Origin of the sequence: Micromonospora sp. LHW51205, from assembly GCF_003315815.1 — a bacterium.
Lineage (GTDB): Bacteria > Actinomycetota > Actinomycetes > Mycobacteriales > Micromonosporaceae > Micromonospora > Micromonospora chalcea.
This window is the reverse complement of the sequence record NZ_QMEZ01000001.1, coordinates 1,292,925-1,314,435: the sequence shown is the minus strand read 5'-3', so window position 1 is coordinate 1,314,435 and position 21,511 is coordinate 1,292,925. Positions and strand designations below refer to the sequence as shown.

Annotated in this window: 22 protein-coding genes; 14 read left to right on the top strand and 8 right to left on the bottom strand. The window is 73.5% G+C overall.

From position 1 onward, the window contains the following. Positions 1 to 22: 22 nt before the first annotated feature. Positions 23 to 2,011: an acetate--CoA ligase gene (gene acs, locus DQE82_RS06195; protein WP_043327265.1), complete on the bottom strand. Its 1,989-nt coding sequence runs from the start codon at positions 2,009 to 2,011 to the stop codon at positions 23 to 25. Positions 2,012 to 2,233: 222 nt separating this feature from the next. On the opposite strand from acs, the gene DQE82_RS06190 reads away from it, so the two are divergent. Then, positions 2,234 to 2,980, top strand: a complete 747-nt coding sequence (locus DQE82_RS06190) for an oxidoreductase (RefSeq protein WP_043327263.1) — start codon at positions 2,234 to 2,236, stop codon at positions 2,978 to 2,980. Between the two features lie 11 nt (positions 2,981 to 2,991). Here DQE82_RS06190 and DQE82_RS06185 read toward each other — a convergent pair whose 3' ends face one another. After that, positions 2,992 to 3,798, bottom strand: a complete 807-nt coding sequence (locus DQE82_RS06185; protein ID WP_043327262.1) for an HAD family phosphatase — start codon at positions 3,796 to 3,798, stop codon at positions 2,992 to 2,994. Positions 3,799 to 4,310: 512 nt separating this feature from the next. Between DQE82_RS06185 and DQE82_RS06180 the strand changes: the two genes are divergently transcribed. Continuing rightward, positions 4,311 to 5,042 (top strand): hypothetical protein, encoded by a 732-nt coding sequence (locus DQE82_RS06180; protein ID WP_043327259.1) that lies wholly within the window; start codon positions 4,311 to 4,313, stop codon positions 5,040 to 5,042. Between the two features lie 35 nt (positions 5,043 to 5,077). Here the strand turns inward: DQE82_RS06180 and DQE82_RS06175 are convergent, their stop codons facing one another. The 3 genes from DQE82_RS06175 to DQE82_RS06165 all read right to left on the bottom strand — a co-directional run bounded on the left by DQE82_RS06175 (position 5,078) and on the right by DQE82_RS06165 (position 7,316). Then, positions 5,078 to 5,488, bottom strand: coding sequence for a hypothetical protein (locus tag DQE82_RS06175; protein ID WP_140946281.1), 411 nt, complete (start codon positions 5,486 to 5,488; stop codon positions 5,078 to 5,080). A gap of 115 nt (positions 5,489 to 5,603) precedes the next feature. Next, complete coding sequence (locus DQE82_RS06170; RefSeq protein WP_113972190.1) at positions 5,604 to 6,569, bottom strand: phosphotransferase enzyme family protein; 966 nt, start codon at positions 6,567 to 6,569, stop codon at positions 5,604 to 5,606. Positions 6,570 to 6,620: 51 nt separating this feature from the next. Then, positions 6,621 to 7,316: a hypothetical protein gene (locus DQE82_RS06165; RefSeq protein ID WP_113972189.1), complete on the bottom strand. Its 696-nt coding sequence runs from the start codon at positions 7,314 to 7,316 to the stop codon at positions 6,621 to 6,623. Positions 7,317 to 7,573: 257 nt separating this feature from the next. Here DQE82_RS06165 and ssd point away from each other — a divergent pair, with 257 nt between their 5' ends. The 7 genes from ssd (at position 7,574) to DQE82_RS06130 (ending at position 12,687) form a co-directional block, all read left to right on the top strand. Further along, on the top strand, positions 7,574 to 8,677 hold the full coding sequence (gene ssd / locus DQE82_RS06160) for a septum site-determining protein Ssd (protein WP_113972188.1): 1,104 nt from the start codon (positions 7,574 to 7,576) through the stop codon (positions 8,675 to 8,677). Then, complete coding sequence (locus DQE82_RS06155; protein ID WP_113972187.1) at positions 8,674 to 9,876, top strand: TadA family conjugal transfer-associated ATPase; 1,203 nt, start codon at positions 8,674 to 8,676, stop codon at positions 9,874 to 9,876. Before ssd ends, DQE82_RS06155 begins: the two co-directional genes overlap by 4 nt. Then, positions 9,873 to 10,886 carry a hypothetical protein gene (locus tag DQE82_RS31045; RefSeq protein ID WP_233514597.1) on the top strand — a complete coding sequence of 338 codons (1,014 nt, stop codon included), beginning with the start codon at positions 9,873 to 9,875 and terminating at the stop codon, positions 10,884 to 10,886. Before DQE82_RS06155 ends, DQE82_RS31045 begins: the two co-directional genes overlap by 4 nt. Next, on the top strand, positions 10,886 to 11,614 hold the full coding sequence (locus tag DQE82_RS06145) for a type II secretion system F family protein (protein ID WP_113972185.1): 729 nt from the start codon (positions 10,886 to 10,888) through the stop codon (positions 11,612 to 11,614). Before DQE82_RS31045 ends, DQE82_RS06145 begins: the two co-directional genes overlap by 1 nt. Before the next feature lie 22 nt (positions 11,615 to 11,636). Continuing rightward, positions 11,637 to 11,804, top strand: coding sequence for a DUF4244 domain-containing protein (locus DQE82_RS06140; protein WP_013283643.1), 168 nt, complete (start codon positions 11,637 to 11,639; stop codon positions 11,802 to 11,804). Positions 11,805 to 11,896: 92 nt separating this feature from the next. Beyond that, on the top strand, positions 11,897 to 12,307 hold the full coding sequence (locus tag DQE82_RS06135) for a TadE family type IV pilus minor pilin (RefSeq protein ID WP_370446784.1): 411 nt from the start codon (positions 11,897 to 11,899) through the stop codon (positions 12,305 to 12,307). Next, the gene (locus DQE82_RS06130; protein ID WP_113972184.1) at positions 12,304 to 12,687 is read left to right on the top strand and encodes an Rv3654c family TadE-like protein; all 384 of its coding nucleotides are present in this window, start codon (positions 12,304 to 12,306) and stop codon (positions 12,685 to 12,687) included. The genes DQE82_RS06135 and DQE82_RS06130 overlap by 4 nt, the downstream gene beginning before the upstream one ends. Before the next feature lie 71 nt (positions 12,688 to 12,758). Here the strand turns inward: DQE82_RS06130 and DQE82_RS06125 are convergent, their stop codons facing one another. The 3 genes from DQE82_RS06125 to DQE82_RS06115 form a co-directional block, all read right to left on the bottom strand. Continuing rightward, positions 12,759 to 13,337 carry a hypothetical protein gene (locus DQE82_RS06125; RefSeq protein ID WP_030503750.1) on the bottom strand — a complete coding sequence of 193 codons (579 nt, stop codon included), beginning with the start codon at positions 13,335 to 13,337 and terminating at the stop codon, positions 12,759 to 12,761. Positions 13,338 to 13,478: 141 nt separating this feature from the next. Next, entirely contained in the window at positions 13,479 to 13,685 is a 207-nt protein-coding gene (locus DQE82_RS06120) for a hypothetical protein (protein ID WP_043327245.1), read from the bottom strand. Positions 13,686 to 13,929: 244 nt separating this feature from the next. Further along, a complete protein-coding gene (locus tag DQE82_RS06115) occupies positions 13,930 to 16,425 on the bottom strand; it encodes a DEAD/DEAH box helicase (RefSeq protein WP_113972373.1) in 2,496 nt (831 codons plus the stop codon). 133 nt (positions 16,426 to 16,558) lie between these two features. On the opposite strand from DQE82_RS06115, the gene DQE82_RS06110 reads away from it, so the two are divergent. The 5 genes from DQE82_RS06110 (at position 16,559) to DQE82_RS06090 (ending at position 21,245) form a co-directional block, all read left to right on the top strand. Continuing rightward, the gene (locus DQE82_RS06110; protein WP_013283649.1) at positions 16,559 to 16,909 is read left to right on the top strand and encodes an STAS domain-containing protein; all 351 of its coding nucleotides are present in this window, start codon (positions 16,559 to 16,561) and stop codon (positions 16,907 to 16,909) included. Continuing rightward, complete coding sequence (locus DQE82_RS06105; protein WP_043327241.1) at positions 16,909 to 17,346, top strand: ATP-binding protein; 438 nt, start codon at positions 16,909 to 16,911, stop codon at positions 17,344 to 17,346. The genes DQE82_RS06110 and DQE82_RS06105 overlap by 1 nt, the downstream gene beginning before the upstream one ends. A 306-nt stretch (positions 17,347 to 17,652) precedes the next feature. Continuing rightward, positions 17,653 to 20,001, top strand: a complete 2,349-nt coding sequence (locus DQE82_RS06100; RefSeq protein WP_043327240.1) for a sodium-translocating pyrophosphatase — start codon at positions 17,653 to 17,655, stop codon at positions 19,999 to 20,001. A 102-nt stretch (positions 20,002 to 20,103) separates the two neighbouring features. Then, on the top strand, positions 20,104 to 20,646 hold the full coding sequence (locus DQE82_RS06095; protein WP_043327238.1) for a hypothetical protein: 543 nt from the start codon (positions 20,104 to 20,106) through the stop codon (positions 20,644 to 20,646). Continuing rightward, a complete protein-coding gene (locus tag DQE82_RS06090; protein ID WP_113972183.1) occupies positions 20,637 to 21,245 on the top strand; it encodes a hypothetical protein in 609 nt (202 codons plus the stop codon). The genes DQE82_RS06095 and DQE82_RS06090 overlap by 10 nt, the downstream gene beginning before the upstream one ends. The last annotated feature ends 266 nt before the right edge of the window (positions 21,246 to 21,511 follow it).

The following is a 21,511-nucleotide window of genomic DNA, read 5'->3' as shown; positions in this document are numbered from 1 at the left end:
TCCGCCCCCTGGTCGGCTGTCGTCAGTCCTCGTCGGACTTGCCGCCACTCATCCCCGACGAGATCAACTCCATCACCGAGGAGTCCTGGAGCGTGGTCACGTCGCCGAGCGACCGGTTCTCCGCCACGTCCCGCAGCAACCGGCGCATGATCTTGCCGGAGCGGGTCTTCGGCAGCTCCGGCACCAGCATGATCTGCCGCGGCTTCGCGATCGGGCCGAGCGTCTTCGCCACGTGGTTGCGCAGCTCGGCGATGAGCTGCTCGCCCGCGTCGCCGGCGGTCTCCGCGGTGCCGCGCGGGATGGCGAACGCGACGATCGCCTGCCCGGTGGTCGGGTCGGTCGCGCCGACCACCGCCGCCTCCGCCACCGACGGGTGGCTGACCAGCGCCGACTCCACCTCCGTGGTGGAGATGTTGTGGCCGGACACCAGCATCACGTCGTCCACCCGGCCGAGCAGCCAGATGTGCCCGTCGTCGTCCTTCTTCGCGCCGTCACCGGCGAAGTAGACCCACTCGTCGCCGATGTTGGCGCCCGCGCCGAACCGCGACCAGTACGTCTCCAGGAAGCGGTTGTCGTCGCCCCACACCGTCCGCAGCATCGACGGCCACGGCTCCTTCAGCACCAGGTAACCGCCGCCGCCGTTCGGCACCGACTCACCCTGGTCGTCCACCACGTCGGCGACGATGCCGGGCAGCGGGCCCATCGCCGAGCCGGGCTTCGCCTCGGTCACACCGGGCAGCGGCGAGATCATGATGGCGCCGGTCTCGGTCTGCCACCAGGTGTCCACCACCGGCAGTTCGCCGCGGCCGACGTGCTGCCGGTACCAGATCCACGCCTCCGGGTTGATCGGCTCGCCGACGCTGCCGAGCAGACGCAGCGACGACAGGTCGTACCCGGCCGGGATGTCCTCGCCCCACTTCATCATGGTGCGGATCAGCGTCGGCGCCGTGTACAGGATGGTCACCTTGTACTTGTCGACGATCTCCCAGAACCGGCCCTTGTGCGGGGTGTCCGGCGTGCCCTCGTACATGACCTGGGTGGCGCCGTTGGAGAGCGGGCCGTACACGATGTAGGAGTGCCCGGTCACCCAGCCGATGTCGGCCGTGCACCAGTAGACGTCCGACTCCGGCTTCAGGTCGAACACCGCGTGCGTGGTGTACGACGCCTGGGTCAGGTAGCCGCCGGTGGTGTGCAGGATGCCCTTCGGCCGGGCCGTCGTGCCGCTGGTGTAGAGGATGAACAGCGGGTGCTCGGCGTCGAACGGCTGCGCCTCGTGCTCCGGCGCCGCCGTCTCCACCGTCTCGTGCCACCAGTGGTCCCTGCCCGACCAGGCGACCTCCTCACCGGTACGCCGCACCACCAGCACGTGCTCCACCGACGGGCACTTCGCCACCGCCTCGTCCACGGTCGGCTTGAGCGCCGACGGCTTGCCCCGCCGGTACCCGCCGTCCGCGGTGATCACCACCTTGGCGCTGGCGTCCTGGATCCGGTTGGTGAGCGCGTCCGCGGAGAAGCCGCCGAACACCACGCTGTGCGTGGCGCCGATCCGGGCGCAGGCGAGCATCGCCACCGCGGCCTCCGGGATCATCGGCATGTAGATCGCCACCCGGTCACCGGCGGTCACGCCCAGCTCGGTCAGCGCGTTCGCCGCCTGGCAGGTGAGCCGGTGCAGGTCGGCGTAGGTGACGGTGCGGGTGTCGCCGGGCTCGCCCTCCCAGTGGATCGCCACCTTGTCGCCGAGGCCCGCCTCGACGTGCCGGTCCAGGCAGTTGTACGCCACGTTCAGCGTGCCCCCGGTGAACCACTTCGCGAACGGGGCGTTCGACCAGTCGAGCACCTGCTCCCACGGCTGGGCCCAGGCCAGCCGGCCGGCCTGACGCGCCCAGAAGGCCAGCCGGTCACCGGCCGCCTCCTCGTACGCCTCGGCGGTCACGTTGGCGTTCGCGGCGAGTTCAGCCGGCGGCGGGAACTGGCGCGTCTCGTTCAGCAAGTTGGCCAATGCCTCGCTCATGCGGTGACTCCTTCGTCGCGTGACCTGCGTCTCCTACTCCGGGGAAGGTTAGTCCCGCCGTACCCCGGTCGCGACCGCCCGGCCCCGCACCGCGCGCCCAGCGGCCCTCCCCTCGCGCCGAGGTGTAAGGAAGGGCCCCTTGTTAACGCCTCCGGTAGAGGAAGGGACCCTTATTAACAACCCCGGGCATGGGGGGAGCCCGGCGGTCGCTAGCGTGACGGGGTGACCACCGATCCGCTCGCCCCGCTGCTCGCGCTCGCCGACGTCGCCCCCGCCGTCGAGCAGGCCCGCGAGCGGGTCGACCTGGCCCACCGGCACCGCGCGCTGCGCCGCCAGGGCGGCCAGGTCGCCGCCGAGGTCAGCCTCCGCTCCGCCGTGGCCAGCGCCGCGCTGGAGGGCCGCGTCCACGACCGCGAGGAGGTACGCGCCGGCACCGTCACCGACCCGGTGATGCAGGGCGCGCTACGGGTGGCCGGAGCGCTGCCCGGGCTCAGCGACCTCTGGCCCAAGGCGCCCCGGCAGGTGCTGGCCCGGCTGCACGTGCTCGCCGCCCGCGACGTGGTGACCGAGGAGGAGCTGGGCCGGCCGGTCGCCGACCCGGTGGTCGCGGCCCGCCTCGACGGCCTGGCCGCCCTGGTCGCCGGCGGCACCAAGGTGCCACCGCTGGTGCTGGCCGCCGTCGTACACGGCGAGCTGCTGAACCTGCGCCCGTTCCCCGGCCCGTCCGGGGTGGTGGCCCGCGCCGCCGCCCGGCTGGTGCTGATCTCCACCGGGTTCGACCCCCGTGGGCTGGTCGCTGTCGACGTCGGTCACCGCGAGCGCGAACCGGAGTACGTGGGCGCGGCCGGCGCGTTCGCCACCGGCACGCCCGACGGCCTGCGCTCCTGGCTGCGGCACTACATGACGGCTGTCGAGGTCGGCGCCGACCAGATCACGCTCATCGGCGACGAGATCCTCGCCGCGTCCTGAGGTCGCGGGTGTCAGGCGGTCGGCGCGGCGGCGCGGGTGCGGCGGTGCCGGCCGTACCAGGCGATGCCGATGGCCACGCCGACTCCGACACCGAGCGCCGCGGCCGCGACCGGCACGGCCGGCCGCTCACGCAGGCGGCGGCCCAGCGGAATCGGGTGCCGGAACTCCAGCACCGGCCACGAGTTCTCCACCGCCAGCTTGCGCAGCGCCCGGTCCGGGTTGACCACCGTCGGGTGCCCCACGCACTCCAGCAGCGGCCGATCCGAGTACGAGTCGGAGTACGCGTACGAGTCGCTGAGGTCGTAGTCGCGTTCCAGAGCCAGCTCGCTGACCGCCTCGACCTTGCTCGGACCGGCGGCGTAGAACTCGACCTCACCGCTGTAGCGGCCGTCCACCACACCCATCCGGGTGGCGATCACGTCGGTGATCCCGAGCAGCTCACCGATCGGCCGGACCATCTCGTCACCCGACGCGGAAACCAGCACCACATCCCGGCCGGCGGCCTGGTGCTCCTCGATGAGGGCGGCCGCCTCGGCGTACACATAGGGGTTGATCAGCTCGTGCAGCGTCTCCGCGACGATCTGGCGGACCTGTTCCACCGGCCAGCCCTTGCAGAGGGTGGCCAGGTAGTCCCGCGTGCGGGCCATGGTCTGCTCGTCGGTGCCGCCCAGCCGGAACATCAACTGCGCGTACGCCGACTTGACCACGTCACGCCGAGTGATCAGCCCGTCCCGGTAGAACGGCCGACCGAATGCCAGTGCGCTTGACTTGGCGATGACGGTCTTGTCGAGATCGAAGAAAGCGGCGCTGCGGCCCACGGCGCGAAAGTCTAGCCCGACAGCGGCGCGGAGGCGTCCGCCCAGGGTCATGGAAGTGGATGAGCACCCGCAGGAGTGACGGCGGTCACATCTGATGTGCAAGAAATTAGCTTTGCGTGGACTGAACACCACTCGACGTATAAGGGTCGGCTGCGGCATGCTTGTCCTCGCGACGGGAGTTCACATTCCCGACGCCGCAGGCCTCGGCGGTTGCACCCCCCGTAACCGCTGAGTCGGTTCGGCTCGACCCCCCCGGAGCCGAACCACAAGACGACCCCCGTCTCCCCCCGACGGGGGTCGTCCCTTTGCGCCGTGAGCGTTCCGCCGCAGGTCACAGCCCCTCCCCGTCGCCTACGGGTGGCGTCCCCGGCATCGGGCGGGCTGAAACCGTACGGCTTCCCGCGATGCCCGGACTCCGGCCTGGTTGCAGATCGGTCTCAAGGCCCTGTCGCAGAACCAGCAGGCCGACATGATCGTCCGAGGTGGCTTTCTGCGGTACGGGGAGGAACGGCGTGGGCGCGAAGACGGCACTGCTGGCGTTTACTGACGGCGACATTCGTCCGGCGCTGCGTGGCGCCGGGCGATCGGCGCGAGCCGAAGTCGAGGCGTTGATACGTCGAGTCCACCCCGGCCACGTCGTCGAACCAGCCGACGACGACACCCTGCTCGACGGCGTCTACCCGCCGGACGGTGTCACGTACGCCACCGTGCTGGCCGGGGCGGAGCTGTACTGCGACCGACGGGTCATGCTCGACCGCCCGTCCGAGCTGCCGGAGCACCTTCGCCTGGCCGGAGCAGGCCGGCGAATCATCATGCACGGGATGCACTCTGCCGTGGACTGGCTCGGCTTCGCGGAGTGGGAGGACGGCGTACTGGTCAGATCGCTGAGCCTGTCGCCCGGCGGCAGCATCCAGGAGAACATCGGCGAGCCGTACGACTTCGAGCTGCCGTACTGGGCCGGTGAGCATCGCGTCGAGCCGGGCCCGTACCCGTTGCCGTTTCATCCCCTCGACCTCGGCGAGGAAGCGTTGCGTGCGCTGTTCGGCTTCGTCGTCGAGGGCCGTCCGTCCCCCGACGACATCGACCCCGACGATGTTCATCTGCACGGCTTCCGCGTGAGCGACCCGTCCGGCGAGGAACAGGCCGCCCGTCAGGCCGCATATGCGGAGGCACTGCGAGCCATGGGACCGCCGCGGAGGTACCGCATGGGACCGGACGGAACGATGCACGAGATCAGCTCCTGACCCGCCGACGGGCGGACCAGCAGGCGCGTGCCCGGTCAGGTGGGGCCGAGCGCCGTGAGGAGTTGCGTGAACCTGGGCGCCACCAGCCGCCAGGAGCATCGGGTGGGGTCGGTCCAGAAGTCACTGGCGACGACCCTCGGGTCGGCGACGTCGGTGCGGTAGTCGAGCGCGAGGGCTACATCGTCTCCAGGGTCCCGGTTGACCGCGATGAACACCGCGCGATCGGCATCGAGCCACGGCAGGGCGACCGGACGATTCATGCGGCTGCCGCGGGTCACTCGAAACAGCTGCGACAACGGGGCGTCGTCGGCGAAGAGGTCCAGGGCATTGTTCTCGAACCGCATTCCGTCAAGACTGGTGGGGAACATCAGTGGGTATTCGAACCACGGCATGACGCTCCGGAGCACGTGGTCTCCGGGGTGCCGCCAACGGTCCTGTTCCAGCAAGGTGGCCAGCGTGGTGGGCAGGGGGAGACCTCGGACCGTCCAATCCTGTGGACGAGGGCTCTTGTGCACGTCACCTCGCAACGTCAGATGTCGGCAGGGCGGCCAGAGTAGCTGTTCACGGCGCGTAGGCGGGGTCGGCGACGGCCTCGGCGATGCGGGTGAGCCAATGCAGGTCGTTGGCCCGGGACTCCGGACTGGCCCCGGGCCTCAGGATGCTGCGAAGGAACTCGGCGGCATCGTCGAGGTGTCGCTCGCCGCGGTAGTAACTCAGCAACCTCTGATCCGGCTCGACCGGGCCGTAGCCCCGCCGGAAGAGCTCGGCCCGGCGCGCGTCGGCCGGGTGGTCGCCGAAGTCCCGGCTGTAGACGAACATCAGGTCCCGCTCGCGCGGCGCGAGCATCGGCGCGTCCCAGTCCACGACGTGTAGCGGACCGTCGCCGTCGGCGATCAGGTTGCCCGGGTGGATGTCGGCGTGGGCGATGACGTGCCGAGCGCGCGTGACACCGGACGCAAGCTCATCCACCGTGTCCGCCAATCGGTGCAGCGCGGTGCCGTACCGTTTCCAGAACGCGCCGAGGGCGTCGCTCGCCGCGGCCTGATCGCCGAGCGTTCGCAGCCGGTCGCCCGCGGTCGACCGGTAGGTCTCCACCGGCAGGACGGCGGCGAGTTCGGCGCTCGGCGTGACCTGGTGCAGCCGGCCCAGGAACTCGCCGTACCCGATCCACTGGCGGTCGGTTAGACCGCGAGCCCACAGACTGCCGCCCTCATGGAACGGGTAGAGCAGCAGCCGGTAGCCCTCGAAGCCGTGTACGGCGCCGCCGTCCGGCAGGTCGATCGGCGCGACGACCTGCCGGAGGCCTCGCGCGCGGAGGAATCCTGGCAGCGCGACGGCGGCCCCTGTGAACTCGCCGCGGCGCAGCTTCAGGAAGTACCGCGCACCGCCGGTCGTGTCCACCCGGTACGCCCAGGCGTTCCCGTCGAGCCCCACCGGCAGGAACACGAGGTCGGCGACGCTCAGGGCCCAGGCGGCGGCCACCTCGGCGGCCAGCAGCGGCTCGTCGACGCCAGGTCTGTCGATCACGGCCGGAGCGTCGCAGCCGGGGTCCCGGCCGGCAAGCGAGTTGTGGTCGGGTCAGCGAATCACCGCGCGCGAGGTGTGCCTGGCCGGCTCGAAACACACCAGCGCTCCGCCGCGCTCGTCGGTGACCACCCAGGGATGACCGACGTACGTCTGCTGCCGGTAGGACTGCCCAGGCTCGAGCAGCGCGTACCGCTGACGCCGCCCCTCGTAGTTGAGCCAGTAGACGGCTACGCGCTCCCGCCGGGCGTTGACGAAGTCGATGAACGTCTCCGGTCCGCCGCCGTGTGAACGCAGCCTCCGTTCGCGTGACGGCGACAGCGGTCTGAGCTCGTCGGGCCCGATGACAGGCGGCTTCGGCCGGGAACGCGAGGGCTTCGGCGACGCCGGCCGGCTGGTCGGAGCGGCGGACCGGCTCGGCTCGGCCGTCCGGGTGGGCAGGACGGAGCGGCTGGAGAGCGACACCGGCGGCGGCGACCAGGACGCCTCCGGTGGTTCCGCGGCCCCCTTGGACAGCGCCGGGGATGCCAGGATCGCCTGCCCCTCGATCGGCGGTGGAAGGTCGGGGCGGCGGGGCGTCGCGAAGGCGCTGACGATGCTGGCGAGCACCACTACCACGAGCCCGACCGCGATCGCGGCGAGCGCTGCCGGTGACGGATCGCGCAGCCAGGCCTCGCCGCCGGTCGGTCCGTCGGGCAGCGCGTGGCGCGGAGGTGGGGGAATCGCGAGGGGATGCGATGAATCGGTCATGGCCTCGAATCCGCAAAGCCGGTGCCGTCCATGGAGCGGCGAGGGGTCCCCGATTATCCGTTACTGATCATCCCCGTAGTCAATGGCTGACCGTGCGTTCGCTGCTCAACCCTCGCGCCACATAGCAGATCCACTCCTCCGCCGAGGTCTGTCCACATCGCATTCCGCCGTCCACAGGGGAGTCCACATCTCCCGCATTCGGCTCATCGGCCGGGCAGGCTGCCGGGCACGTCCGAGTCCGACCGAGGGAGACAGCCATGCCGCCCCGCACTCCGCTCCCGCCGTACCGTCGCCTGCCTCTGCTCGTCACCTCCGACGGCGACCTTCTCGACGAGCTGTTGCGACTCGCGGCCGCCGGTGGCACCGAGGTCGAACTGGCCGCCGACCCGGCGGCCGCCCGGGCCCGCTGGGCGCCGGCGCCGCTGGTCCTCGTCGGCGCCGACCAGGCGGCGGCCTGCCTGCGGGCACGCCTTCCCCGCCGCGCCCGCACGGTCCTGGTCGGTCGCTCCGGAGAACTCGATCCGGGTACGGAGTTGGCCGAGCTGATCGGCGCTGAGCACGTCGCGACACTGCCGGCGGCCGAGCCCTGGCTGATCGACCGGTTCGCCGAATGCGGGGCCGGCCCGGCGGGTCCGCCGTCGGGGCGGGTGGTGGCGGTGCTCGGCGGGCGGGGCGGCGCCGGGGCCAGCGTGCTCGCCGGCGGGCTCGCCGTCACCGCGGCCCGGTCACGCCTGCGCACCCTGCTTGTGGACGCCGACCCGCTCGGCGGAGGCCTCGATCTCGTACTCGGGTGGGAGCAGCTCGACGGGTTGCGCTGGCCCGAGTTGGCCGGCACGGACGGGCGCGTCGACCCGCCGTCGCTGGTCCGCGCGCTGCCCAGCCGAGGCGACCTGGTGGTGCTCTCCTGGGATCGCGGGGACCTGCGGCACCTGCCGGCCGAGGCGATGGCCGCCACTGTCGACGCCGGCCGTCGCGGGCGGGACCTGGTCGTGCTAGACCTGCCTCGGCACCTCGACGACGCGGCGGTGATCGCGCTCCAGGCCGCCGACCGCGCGCTGCTCGTCGTACCGGCCGAGCTGCGGGCGGCAGCCGCGGCGGCCCGGGTCGCCGCCCTCGCCGCGCCGCACTGCATCGACCTGTCGGTGATCGTGCGCGGCCCGGCGCCCGGCCGGCTCCGCGCGGCCGAGGTGTCCCGGGCGCTGGGCCTGCCGCTCGCCGGCACGCTGCGGCCCGAGCCGGGGCTGTGCCGAGGACTAGAGCGGGGCGAGGCGCCGGGCGCGAGCGGCAAGGGCCCACTCGCCGTCCTGTGTCAGCGGCTCGTGGACGAGCTGGTCGGGTCGTCGGCGGCGGGTGCGGCATGACCGGGCCGGCCGACCCCGGGGAACTGGCCGTCCGGGTCCGGCACCGGTTCGCCGCCGAGGCGACGCCGGTCACCCCGGCGGCGATCGTCTCGGCCGTACGCGCCGAACCGGCGACCGCGGTGCTCGGCGACACCACGTTGCTGCGGATCGCCGACCGGGTCCACGACGACCTGATCGGCGCCGGTCCACTCGCGCCGCTGCTCGCCGACCCGCAGGTCACCGACGTGCTGGTGAACGGGGTACGGGTCTGGGTCGACAGGGGGCAGGGGCTGCGTCAGGTGGCGGTGCCGCTGGGCACGCTCGACGACGTACGCCGGTTGGCGCAGCGCCTCACCGCCGCTGCCGGACGCAGGCTGGACGACGCCGCGCCGTACGCCGACGCGCGGCTGCCCGACGGCACCCGGTTGCACGCCGTGCTGCCGCCGGTGGCGACCGACGGGCCGTACCTGTCGCTGCGTACCTTCCGGCAGCGGCCGTTCACCCTCGACGAGCTGGTGGATCGGGGCACGGTTGCCCGGCCGGTCGCGCCGCTGCTCGCCGCAGTGGTGGCCGGCCGCCTCGCGTACCTGGTCAGCGGCGGCACCGGCTCCGGCAAGACGACGCTGCTCAACACGCTGCTCGGGCTGGTGCCCGGCACCGAGCGGATCGTGCTGGTGGAGGACGCCGCCGAGCTGCGCCCGGTGCACCCGCACGTGATCGGGTTGCAGGCGCGCACCGCGAACGTCGAGGGCGCCGGGGCGGTAGGGCTCGGTGACCTGGTCCGGCAGGCACTGCGGATGCGGCCGGACCGGCTGGTCGTGGGCGAGTGCCGGGGCGCCGAGGTGATGGACCTGCTCGCCGCGTTGAACACCGGCCACGACGGCGGGGCGGGGACGCTGCACGCGAACGCTCCGGCCGACGTCCCGGCCCGGCTGGAAGCGCTCGGGATGCTCGGCGGTCTGCCGCGCCTCGCACTGCACGCGCAGGTCGCCGCCGCGCTGCAGGTCGTCCTCCAGCTCCGCCGGACCGGCGAGGGACGGGTGCTGGACTCCATCGGCCTGCTGCTGCCCGACGGCCCCGACCGCGTGGTGACAGTGGTTCCGGCCTGGGTACGAGGACGGGGTCCCGGTCCGGCGGCCCGTGCGCTCGGCGCCCTGCTGCGGCAGCGGGGTGTGCCGGTGCCGCCGGTCCTCCAGGTGCCCGGGGCGGAACCGTCGTGACCGCGCAGCTCGGGCTGGTGGCGCTGCTTCTCGCGGTCGCGGCAGCGGCCGTCGCCTGGCCGGTACGCGCGGGTCGCGCCCGGCGACTGGCGGTCCTGGGCGGCGGTCCGGCCCAGCGGGCAGGCGGTTCGCGCCGTCCGCTCGACGCCGGGCCGCAGTCGTCCGGCCAGCCACCGGGCCGCGCTCGGGAACCACGTCGGCCCGGAGCCGGGCACCCGGCACATCAGTGGATCAGCCCCGGCCCTGCCGCCGACCGGGCAGGGCAGTGGACCGGCGTCGGGCCTGCTCCCGAGCCGGCGCAACGGGCAGGGAAGCGGGCCGGCCTCGGGCCTGCGTCCGCGCTGGCGCATCGGGCACGGCGGTGGGTCGGCCTCGGCCCGGGGACGCTCGCGGCGGACGGCGACCGGGCCGCCGGTCCGCCGGTCCTGTTCACGCCTCGACGCGCGCTACCCGTGGCGGCGCTGCTCGGCGCCGTGTCCGGGGCGCTGCTCGGCGGTCCGGTGGCGGCCCTGGCGCTGGCCACCTACGGCGTCCTCGCGGCCCGGGCGGTGCTGCGTCGGCGTACCCGAAGGGCGGCCGCGCTCGCGCATCGCCGCGACCTCGACCGGCTCGCCGCCGTCGCCGCCGACCTGCGGGCCGGGCTGCCGGCCGACCTGGACGACGGGCCGGGCCGGGTCGCGCGCCTGGCCCGGGCCGCCGGGAAGCTGGCCGACCGCACCGGAGCGCCCCTGGCCGACCTGCTGGAACGGATCGAGGCCGACGCCCGCGCCGCCGACCGGGGGCTCGCCGCTGCCGCCGCCCAGGCCGCCGGGGCCCGGGCGACCGCCTGGCTGCTTGCCGCGCTGCCCCTGGGCGGGATCGGCCTGGGCTACGGCATCGGGGTGGACCCGGTGACGGTGCTCCTGCACACGCCGGTAGGTGGCGGCAGCGCGCTGGCGGCCGTCGCGTTGCAGGTCGGCGGGCTGCTCTGGGCGGAGCGGCTCGGCGTCACACCCGGGCGGGCCGTCTGATGTCCCGCCAGGTGCTGGCCGCCGTGTGCCTCGGTGGCGCCGCGTCGCTCCTGGTCGTCGCCGTTCCGGCGGCCCGCCCGGCCCGGCGGTTGCGCCGGCTCGCCCCGGCTCCCCGGCGGCCCCGCCCGGCGTGGTGGCCGGATCGGGTACGGCTGGGCGCGGCGCTGGCCGGGCTGGCCGTGCCGGTGGTGGTCGGCGGCTGGACCGGTCTGTTCCTCGGGCTGCTGGCCGGTGTCGCCGCCGATCGCCTGCTCCGGCGGATCGAGCCGCGCGCCGTCCGGGACCGACGGCTGCGGGAGACGGCCGATCTGCCGCTGGCCGCGGACCTGCTGGCCGCCGCGCTGCGGGCGGGCGCGCCGGTCGACCGTTCGGCGCTGGCGGTCGCCGAGGCGCTCGGCGGTCCGCTCGCTGACCGGCTCGGCCGGGTGGGCCGCACGCTGGGCCTGGGCGGTACGGCAACCGAGGCATGGGCGCACCTGAGCTGCGTGGCCGGGGCCGAACCCGTGGTCGCGGCGGCGGTCCGGTCGTCGAACAGTGGTGCCGCGTTGGCTCGCGCGTTGACCCGGCTCGCCGACGACCTCCGCGCCGAACGGTCGACCGCCGCGGAGGCGGCCGCCCGGCGCGCGGGTGTGCTCATCGTGCTGCCGCTCGGGCTCTGCTTCCTGCCCGCCTTCATTCTCGCCGGTCTGGTGCCGGTGATCGTCGCTGTTCTCGGCGACGTGCTGTGAACCATCGAGAAGGGACTACGACATGCGCAAACTCCTCACCCGCCTGCGGGGTGACGCCGGCATGAACACCGCCGAGTACGCCGTGGGCACGCTCGCCGCGGTCGCCTTCGCCGGCATCCTGTTGAAGGTGCTGACCTCCGGCAACGTGCAGTCCGCGCTGACCGCCGTCATCGACCGGGCCCTGAAGTGATCCGGCGCCGGTGGGCCGGCCGCTGGTTTCCCGCTCCGGCGCACCCGCTGGGCGTCCCGGCCGAAGCGGGCCCGATCCGCGGCGCTGCCGGCATCCGGGCCGGGGCGGTCGGGCGTGCCCTCGTCCGCCTGCTCCGCCGGGGACGTTCGTGGGCAGCGTGCGAGCGGGGCTCCTTCACCGCCGAACTGGCGGCCGGCCTGCCGGCGCTCATGCTGCTGCTCGTCGCGGGGCTGACGGCGGTGAACGCGGTCGGTACCCGGGTCGGCTGCGTCGACGCAGCCCGGGAGGCGGCGCTCGCTGCGGCCCGGGGCGAGTCCGGCGAGGTCGCCGGCCAGCGGTACGCCCCCGAGGGCGCCGAGGTGTCGGTGTCTGTGGCAGGCGACCGGGTCACGGCGACGGTTCGGGCGCCGGTCCGGACGTTCGGCGCGCTGCTGCCGCGACTGAGCGTGTCGGGGCAGGCGGCAGCGGCTGTGGAACCCGGCGCGCCGGGGCCGGTGCCGTGACGGCCGTCCGGGCGTCGCGCCGAACCGCCGCCGAGCGGGGCGGTGCCACTGTGTGCCTGCTCGCGATCGGGCTGGTGTTCGTGCTGGTCGGGATGTTCGGCGCGGCGCTCGGGGCCGCCCGCTGTGCTCGGCACCAGGCCCGCAACGCGGCGGACTTCGGGGCGCTCGCCGGTGCCGGGCGGGTGCTCGACGGCGTCGAGGGCGCGTGCGCTCGCGCGGCCGAGCTGGTGGCGGCCAACGGCGGCCGGATGACCGGCTGCCGGATCGACGGGCTCGATCTGATCGTCACGGCGCGGGTACGTGTCGAGCCGCTGCCCGGGCTGACCCGGGACGCCACCGCGACGTCCCGGGCCGGGCCGGCCCGAGACACCGACGGTTGAGGCGGCCGAGCCGGGGGCGTCGATCGCTGGCGCTCCGGGCTCGGCCGGCGGGTGGAAAAGGTGGCGCGGGGTCAGCGGGACTGGAGCGCGTCCAACCCGACGGCCATCGCGATGACCAGGCGACGGTCGATCTGCGGGTGGTGGATGTCGACGACGTACCGGTCGCGCAGGCCCCACTTCTTGTCGACCGAGAACACCGGCTGGCCACCGGCCACGAAGTCGAAGTGGTACGGCAGCCAGGAGAGCGAGTCGACGAACCGGCGCAGCAGCGCGACCGGCAGGCTGCGCTCCTGCCCGGTGGCCGGCGGCAGCCCGGGCTGCTCGACGTGCCACGTCGAGCGCAGCAGCGACTGCGCGAAGTCCTTGCGGAACAGCCCGATCGGGTTGCCGGCGTGGTCGGTCACGTCGTATGTGGCGCCGAGGTCGAGCCGCTGCCGGGCCTTGAACCCGAGAAGGGGGTACTGCTTGGAGTCGTCGGTGTAGATGGTCACCTGCTCCTTGAAGGCGAGCCGCTTCTGCTGCGCGAACGCGAGCAGCCCGGCCTCGGAGCCGTCGGGTGCCGCGGCGTGCACCTCGTACTGGTTGACCATCATCCGGATCCGCTGTCGGACGATGAACCGGTTATGGGCCTGCAGGTTGTCGAGCGACATCAGATCTCCTTCGAGGGGTCGCCGGAGTCTCGCACAGCAGGCCCGCCGCCGCTTGCCCCCGCTCGCGCCAGGATCACCGCTCGCGAGGGCCTCCGGCTTCCGGGCACCCACCCACCCCACAAGGCGAACGACGACGAAAGGTCAACGGCCGCCGTCGACCGTGGCCTTCATCGCCCAACTGTTCAGCACCTGGTGAATGCCGCGCAGGCGCTCGTTGATCTGCTCCAGCCGCTCCGCCTGGGCGAGCGTGGCCAGCGCGGTGCCCAGCGCGATCTGCTGGTCGGGGGTTAGGTTTTCCTGGTCGATGGTGTAGAGCAACTCGACGGTCTCGGCGATCGTGTCGGCCACGGCGGCACCTCCGGCGGGACGGGTCTGGGGTCACCTGCGCTACCGGAAATGATGCATGGAAGCGCTCCCATACATCAATGCCCCGAGGGCCCTGCCCTCATGCACCCGTCCCACCAACCAGACTCCCGGGGCCACGGCCCACCTTGATCGACACCAGTTCGGCGAAGTGGCGGGGTCCAGCACCCGCCGATACAGCAACCTCCCCGAACTGGCGGGAGGCCCCACCCGACGGGCGCGGACCAGGTCAGGCGGGTGGGCCACCGGCCGTCTGAGCTGGGCGGGCCACCCGGTCGCCTTGCCGGGGCAACACCTCGCCGCTCCCCGGGCCGCCCGCCTCCGGGCCGGCACCCGCCTCCGGGCCGTCCGCCTCCGGGCCAGAGGTGGGCGGGTCCGGGTCAGACACCGCGTCCGGGCCGCCGACCGTGGCGAGATTCGCCAGCACCACGTCGAGGACCTTCACCGCCTCTGCCTTCGCCAGCGGATTGTTGCCGTTTCCGCACTTCGGGGACTGGACGCAGGACGGGCACCCGGTCTCGCACCCGCACTCGGCGATCGCGTCCCGGGTGGCGCGCAGCCAGGCGGCGGCGGTGCCGTACGCCCGCTCGGCGAAACCCGCCCCGCCGGGATGCCCGTCGTAGACGAAGACCGTGGGCGCCTCGGTGTCCGGGTGCAGGGCGGTGGACAGCCCACCGATGTCCCAGCGATCGCAGGTCGCCATCAGCGGCAGCAGGCCGATGGCGGCGTGCTCGGCGGCGTGCAGCGCGCCCGGCACGTCGGCCGCCTCGACACCGGCGGCGGTCAGCGACTCGGGGGAGAGCGTGAACCACACCGCGACGGTGCGCAGCTCCCGGGCCGGCAGGTCGAGCGGGCGGGTGTCGATCACCTCGCCGGTGGCGATGCGCCGCCGCTGGTACGACACCACCTGGCTGGTCACGTCCACCTCGCCGAGGAAGAGACCGACCGGGCCGGCGTCCACGTACGAGCGGACCGACACCACCGACAGTGAGGTGACGTCGCGGGCGTGGGTGGACCAGTCCGGCTCCTCGGCGTGCACGAGCGCGCACCCGTCGGCCAGGTCGAGTGAGTCGACCACGTACGAGACGCCCTGGTGCAGGTAGACCGCGCCGGTGTGCAGCAGGAAGTGCGACGATCCGCCGTCGACGGTGCCGAGCAGCCGGCCGGTGGACTCCTCCACCACGCAGACCGGGGCGCCGCCCTCGCCGCGCAGGTCGACCTCGGGGCGTTCCCGGTGCCGCCAGTACCAGCCGGTGGGCCGCTGCCGCAGCGCCCCCGCCTCGACCAGCGAGTCCACCGCTTCCTTCGCGCCCTCACCGAACAGGTCAAGGTCGGCGGGGGTGAGCGGGGACTCGTGGGCGGCGCAGGCGAGCTGCGGCGCGAGGACGTACGGGTTGGCGGGGTCGAGCACCGTCGCCTCGACCGGCCGCCCGAACAGCGCCTCCGGGTGGTGCACCAGGTAGGTGTCGAGCGGGTCGTCCCGGGCCACCAGCACGGCGAGCGCCTCGTCGCCGGAACGCCCGGCCCGCCCGGCCTGCTGCCACAGCGACGCGCGGGTGCCGGGCCAGCCGCAGATCAGCACCGCGTCCAGCCCGACCAGGTCGACGCCGAGTTCGAGCGCGTTCGTGGAGGCGAGCCCGAGCAGGTCGCCGTGCAGCAGCGCCCGTTCCAGCTCGCGGCGTTCCTCGCGCAGGTAGCCGGCCCGGTAGGCGGCCACCCGCTCGCCCAGCCCTGGTACCGCCTCGTCCAGCGACCGCCGGGCGTTTGCGGCGACCACCTCGGCGCCCCGGCGGGACCGCACGAACGCGAGCGTGCGTACCCCCTCGACGACGCTGTCGGCGAGCAGGTCGGCGGTCTCCCGCAGCGCGGAGCGCCGGACCTGGACGAGGTCGGCGTCGGGAGCCGAGTCGGAGGGCGGCAGCAGCGGCGGCTCCCAGAGCGCGAACGTCACGCCGCCGCGCGGCGACGTGTCCTCGGTGACGGCGGTGACTGCTAGACCGGTGAGCCGCCCGGCCGCCGTCGCCGGGTCACCCGACGTGGCCGAGGCCAGCAGAAACACGGGGGTACGCCCGAAGCGCGCGCACTGCCGCCGCAACCGCCGCAGTACGTGCGCGACGTGTGAGCCGAAGACGCCCCGGTAGGTGTGGCACTCGTCGACCACCACGTACGCGAGGCGGCGCAGGAACCCGGACCAGTGGGCGTGGCCGGGCAGGATGCCGTGGTGCAGCATGTCCGGGTTGGTCAGCACGAACCGGGAGTGCCGCCGGATCCACTCCCGTTCGGCGCGCGGAGTGTCCCCGTCGTAGGTGGCGGGGCGTACCCCGTCGAGGTCGAGACCGGCGACGGCGCGGAGCTGGTCGGCGGCGAGCGCCTTGGTCGGCGCCAGGTAGAGCACAGTGGCGCGCGGGTCGGCGAGCAGCGTGCTCAGCGCGGGCAGCTGGTACGCCAGGGACTTGCCGGACGCCGTGCCGGTGGCCACCACGACGTGATTGCCGGCGTACGCCAGCTCGGCGGCCTCGGCCTGGTGCCGCCACGGGGCGGTGACGCCGCGCCGCGCGAACGCCGCCCGCAGTTCCTCCGGCGCCCAGCCGGGCCACCCGACCGGCTCGCCGGCCCGCGCCGGGACGCGCTCGACGTGGGTGACCGGGTCGGTGGGGTGCCGCAGCCGCAGCCGGCGCAGCAGCTCACCCGGAGCACGCCGCGGGCCGGGGCTGTGGTCGGTCACGTCCTGCACTCTCGCACTGGTGTTCGGAATTGGGAACCGCAGGGTGGGGGTAAGGGAGGGGCGTGGCCGGTGATCCGAGAGGGCCGCACGGGGGATGGTTAGATGCCCTGGAGAGTTTACCGAGGAGGGGCCGATGGAGCTGTCGCTGGCGACCCGCGCCGTGGGGGAGCACACGGTGCTCGAGGTCGGTGGTGAGGTGGACGTCTACACCGCCCCCCGCCTGCGGGAACGGCTTCTTGAGCTGATCGACGGCGGGGCCCGCCACGTGGTGGTCGACCTGGGCCGGGTGGACTTCCTCGACTCGACCGGACTGGGCGTGCTGGTCGGCGCGCTCAAGCGGCTGCGCTCGGCCGGCGGCTCGTTCGCCCTGGTCTGCGACAAGGAGCCGCTGCTCAAGATTTTCCGGATCACCGCCCTGGACCAGGTCTTCCCGCTGCATCCGACGGTCGACGCGGCCATCGCCGCCGACTCCACCGGCGCGTGATGGCCACCGTCAAGCTTTCCTTCTCTCCGGCCCCGGTGCACGTGCGTACCGCACGCCTGGTCGGCGTCGCGGTGGCCCGGCGGGCCGGCGTACGCGAGGACCTGCTGGACGAGGTGCGCCTGGCCATCGGTGAGGCGTGCACGCGGGCGGTCGCGCTGCACCGGCAGTACGGCCTGGCGGATCCGGTGTACGTGGAGATGTCCGACACCGGTGGCTACACGGTCCGGGTGGTGGACCGGGCGCCGATCGAGGCGGGCCTCGGCCTGGCCGCGCTCGGGCCGGACGAGCTGGCCAAGGAGTCGCTGAGCGAGGACGCGCTCACCACCGGGGTGGGCTTCGCGCTGCTCGCCGGTTTCGTGGAGGACCTCCAGGTCCGCCCGGTCGACGAGGGCGTCGGCACCGAGGTCCGGATGACCTGGCCGGCTGGACGCGCCTGACCTTCCCGTTCACGTAGGCCGCGTTCCCCGCACGGGGAGCGCGGCCTCGTCGTGTTGACCGGGCCATATATCAGATTTCTTCGTATAACACAGTTACGAAGATCATCGAGACACGGTGCCCCCTGCCTGTGACCCTCGCCACGCCGGAGGGCTACAGTACCCGGGTTGTCAGCAAGTGATCCCGTCCCGTAGCCAGCGGGAACGGTCCGCCGGAGTGGGTTGGCGCGCGCTTGCGAGTCCGCATCCAGGCGTCGGCCCGTGCGTCTCCACCGGCCGGCGCGAGTTGTTCGGTACAGGAGGACATAGATGTCCGGGACCTTGGCCGCTGACGGCGGCGCACTGTCCCTTACCGGAGCCAACGTGACGTACGTCGTCATCGCCGCGGTCATCGCGCTGGTGGCGCTCGTCTTCGCGGCCGCCCTCACCAGGGCGGTCCTGGCGGCCGGTAAGGGAACCACAAACATGCAGGAGATCTCCGGCGCGGTGCAGGAGGGCGCGTCGGCGTACCTGCTGCGGCAGTTCCGCACGCTGGCGATCTTCGTCGTGATCGCCGTCGTGCTGCTGTTCCTGCTGCCGGTGCACGACACCGACGGCAACGAAACGCTGGTGAAGCTCGGCCGCTCGGCGTTCTTCGTGGTGGGTGCGCTGTTCAGCGCGTTCATCGGCGGCGCCGGCATGTGGCTGGCCACCCGCGCCAACCTGCGGGTGGCAGCGGCCGCGCGGGAGCGCGAAGGCGGACGCGAAGGCGCCATGAAGATCGCCTTCCGCACCGGCGGCGTGGTCGGCTTCCTCACCGTCGGCCTCGGTCTGTTCGGCGCGGCGCTCGTCGTGCTGATCTACCGGGGTGACGCCCCGACCGTGCTGGAGGGCTTCGGTTTCGGCGCCGCGCTGCTCGCCATGTTCATGCGGGTCGGCGGCGGCATCTTCACCAAGGCCGCCGACGTCGGCGCCGACCTGGTCGGCAAGGTCGAGCAGGGCATCCCGGAGGACGACCCGCGCAACGCCGCCACCATCGCCGACAACGTGGGCGACAACGTCGGCGACTGCGCCGGCATGGCCGCGGACCTGTTCGAGTCGTACGCGGTCACGCTCGTCGCGGCGCTGATCCTGGGCCGGGCCGCGTTCGGTGAGACCGGCCTGGTCTTCCCGCTGATCATCTCCACCATCGGCGTGCTCGTCGCGATCGTCGGCGTCTTCATCACCCGGCTGCGCGCCAGCGACCGCAACGGCCTGACCGCCATCAACCGGGCCTTCTACCTCTCCGCGCTCATCGCCGCGGTGCTCGTCGCGATCGCCGCGTTCGCGTACCTGCCGGCCACGTTCGCCGAGCTGGAGGGCGGGCTGACCGACGTCGACCGCAACCCGCGGCTGGTGGCCATCGGCGCGGTCGTGATCGGTATCGTGCTGGCCGCCGCGATCCAGGCGCTGACCGGCTACTTCACCGAGACCAACAGGCGCCCGGTGCAGGACATCGGCAAGAGCTCGCAGACCGGCCCGGCCACCGTCATCCTCGCCGGCATCAGCGTCGGCCTGGAGTCGGCCGTCTACTCGGCGCTGCTGATCGGCGCCGGCGTGTTCGGCGCGTTCCTGCTCGGCGGCAGCTCGATCACGCTGTCGCTGTTCGCCGTCGCGCTGGCCGGCACCGGCCTGCTCACCACCGTCGGCGTCATCGTCGCCATGGACACGTTCGGCCCGATCTCCGACAACGCGCAGGGCGTGGCCGAGATGTCCGGCGACATCGACGAGCACGGCGCGCGGACGCTCACCGAGCTGGACGCCGTCGGCAACACCACCAAGGCGATCACCAAGGGCATCGCGATCGCCACCGCCGTGCTGGCCGCCACCGCGCTGTTCGGCTCGTACACCGACACGCTGCGCTCCTCGTACGAGGACGCGGGCGTGAACGACGTCGGCAACGAGATCCTCAACTCGCTCAACGTCGCCAACCCCCGCAACCTGGTCGGCCTCATCATCGGCGCCGCGGTGGTCTTCCTCTTCTCCGGCCTGGCCATCAACGCGGTGTCCCGCTCGGCCGGCGCCGTGGTGATGGAGGTACGCCGCCAGTTCCGTGAGCTGCCCGGCATCATGGACCGCACCCAGCGGCCCGAGTACGGCAAGGTCGTGGACATCTGCACCCGGGACGCGCAGCGTGAGCTGCTGACCCCCGGCCTGCTGGCCATCCTGGCCCCGATCGCTGTCGGCTTCGGCCTCGGCCCGGGCGCGCTGGCCGCGTACCTGGCCGGCGCGATCGGCGCGGGCACGCTGATGGCGGTGTTCCTGGCCAACTCCGGTGGCGCCTGGGACAACGCCAAGAAGCTGGTGGAGGACGGCGCGTACGGCGGCAAGGGCTCCGACGCGCACGCCGCCACCGTCATCGGCGACACCGTCGGCGACCCGTTCAAGGACACCGCCGGCCCGGCGATCAACCCGCTGATCAAGGTGATGAACCTGGTCTCGCTGCTGATCGCGCCCGCCGTGGTGGCCTGGAGCGTGGGCAACGACCAGAACAACCCGCTGCGCATCACGATCGCAGTGGTCGCCGCGCTGATCATCGCGGGGGCCGTGGTGTTCAGCAAGCGCAAGGGCGTGGCGATGACCGACTCGGACAGCGACGCCGGCAAGCCGGACCAGCGCCCGGAGACGGTCAACGCCTGAGGTCCACGCGACGGCTCCCGGCCGGTCCCGGCCGGCCGGGAGCCCCGTGCCCGGCAAACCTGAGCGGTGGCGGTTCCGCCCGGAGGTCGTACGCTGCAACGCATGCGTACGCGCCGGGCGGCAACCGCCGGAAAGCTCACGGTGGTCCTGGCCACGCTGGTCCTCGTCGTCGCCGGGTGCGGCGGCGGCCCGAGCCCCCGGGTCTGGGCCGCGTCGGTGTGCCAGGCGCTCACCCCGTGGCGCGCGGAGATCTCCAAGCTGACCAGCAGCACCCAGCAGCAGATGACCGCGCAGACCACTCCGGCGCAGGCCAAGGAGAACCTGGTCCGGCTCTTCGCCGGCGCCGAGCAGGCCAGCGAGACGGCCCGGCGCAAGGTCGAGGAGGCGGGCGTGCCCGAGGCCGAGCGCGGCGCCGAGGTGTCCGCCGGGTTCCTGGGGTCGCTGAGCAAGATGCGCGACGCGTACGGCCGGGCCCGGTCCGCCATCGACGGGCTCGACACCGCCCAGGCCGGCCCGTTCTACGACGGCGTGCGCGCCGCCGTGGACACGCTCAACAAGGAGTACGACGCGAGCGCGCTGGACACCAGCAAGCTCAACTCGACCGAGCTGAAAGAGGCCTTCGACGAGGTCCCGGAGTGTCGCTGACCCCTCCCACCCCGAACCCGGCCCGCCAGCCCTCGCTGTTCTCCACCGAGGCGGCCGATCCCGTGCTGGCGGATCTCGCCGGCCTGCTCGCCGGGCCGGGTGAGGTGGGGCGGATGGGCGGCACGGCCCGGATCTCCGTGGTGGTGGACGCCGCCTGGCGGGTGCACGTGCTGGTGGCGGAGCTGGGTGCCCGGGGCGTGCCGGCGAGCTGGGAGCCGACCGAGGACGGGCGGCACCGGGTGCGTACCGCGTACACGAGCATGCTGGCGCCGCTCGCGCGGGCCTGGCTGCGCGGGGCGGTGAAGCGGCCACCGGCCCGATTCCACCTGGACGGGCGGCGGCTGCGGCTCTGGGTGGCCGCGGCCGGCACGGCCGAGCCGGCCGGGTTCCGGCTGCGGCTCGGACCGGCCGACGAGCCGTGCTGGCCGGTGGTGCGCGCCGCGCTGGCGGCGGTCGGCCTGCCGGCCGCGTTCGTCGAGCCGGACGAGGGCGGGCCCGCGTTCCGGATCGGCGGGCGGCGCATGTCGCGGCTGGCCGAGTTGGTGGGGGAACGGCCGGTCACGGCGCCGGCGGCGGAGTGGCCGGGCGCGCCCGGCTGACCGTCCGGTGTCCGAACCCGGACACCCGGCGACGGCTCCGCCGGGTGTACGCGATCGTCACAGTGACACGCCTGCCGCCCTACCCACGGTGTACCGTGACGCCGTCCGGCAGGGTGCGGCCGGCGGTGGCCGGGAGAGCGGCCCGTTTGCCGCCCACGAAACCCGGAACGCGGACGGCGCGTTACGTTGGACATCCGGACCGCCCGTGGTCCGGGTGGCGCAACACGGCCCGAAGCGGGCATGGCGTAGGAGTGAGGTCGGGGAGA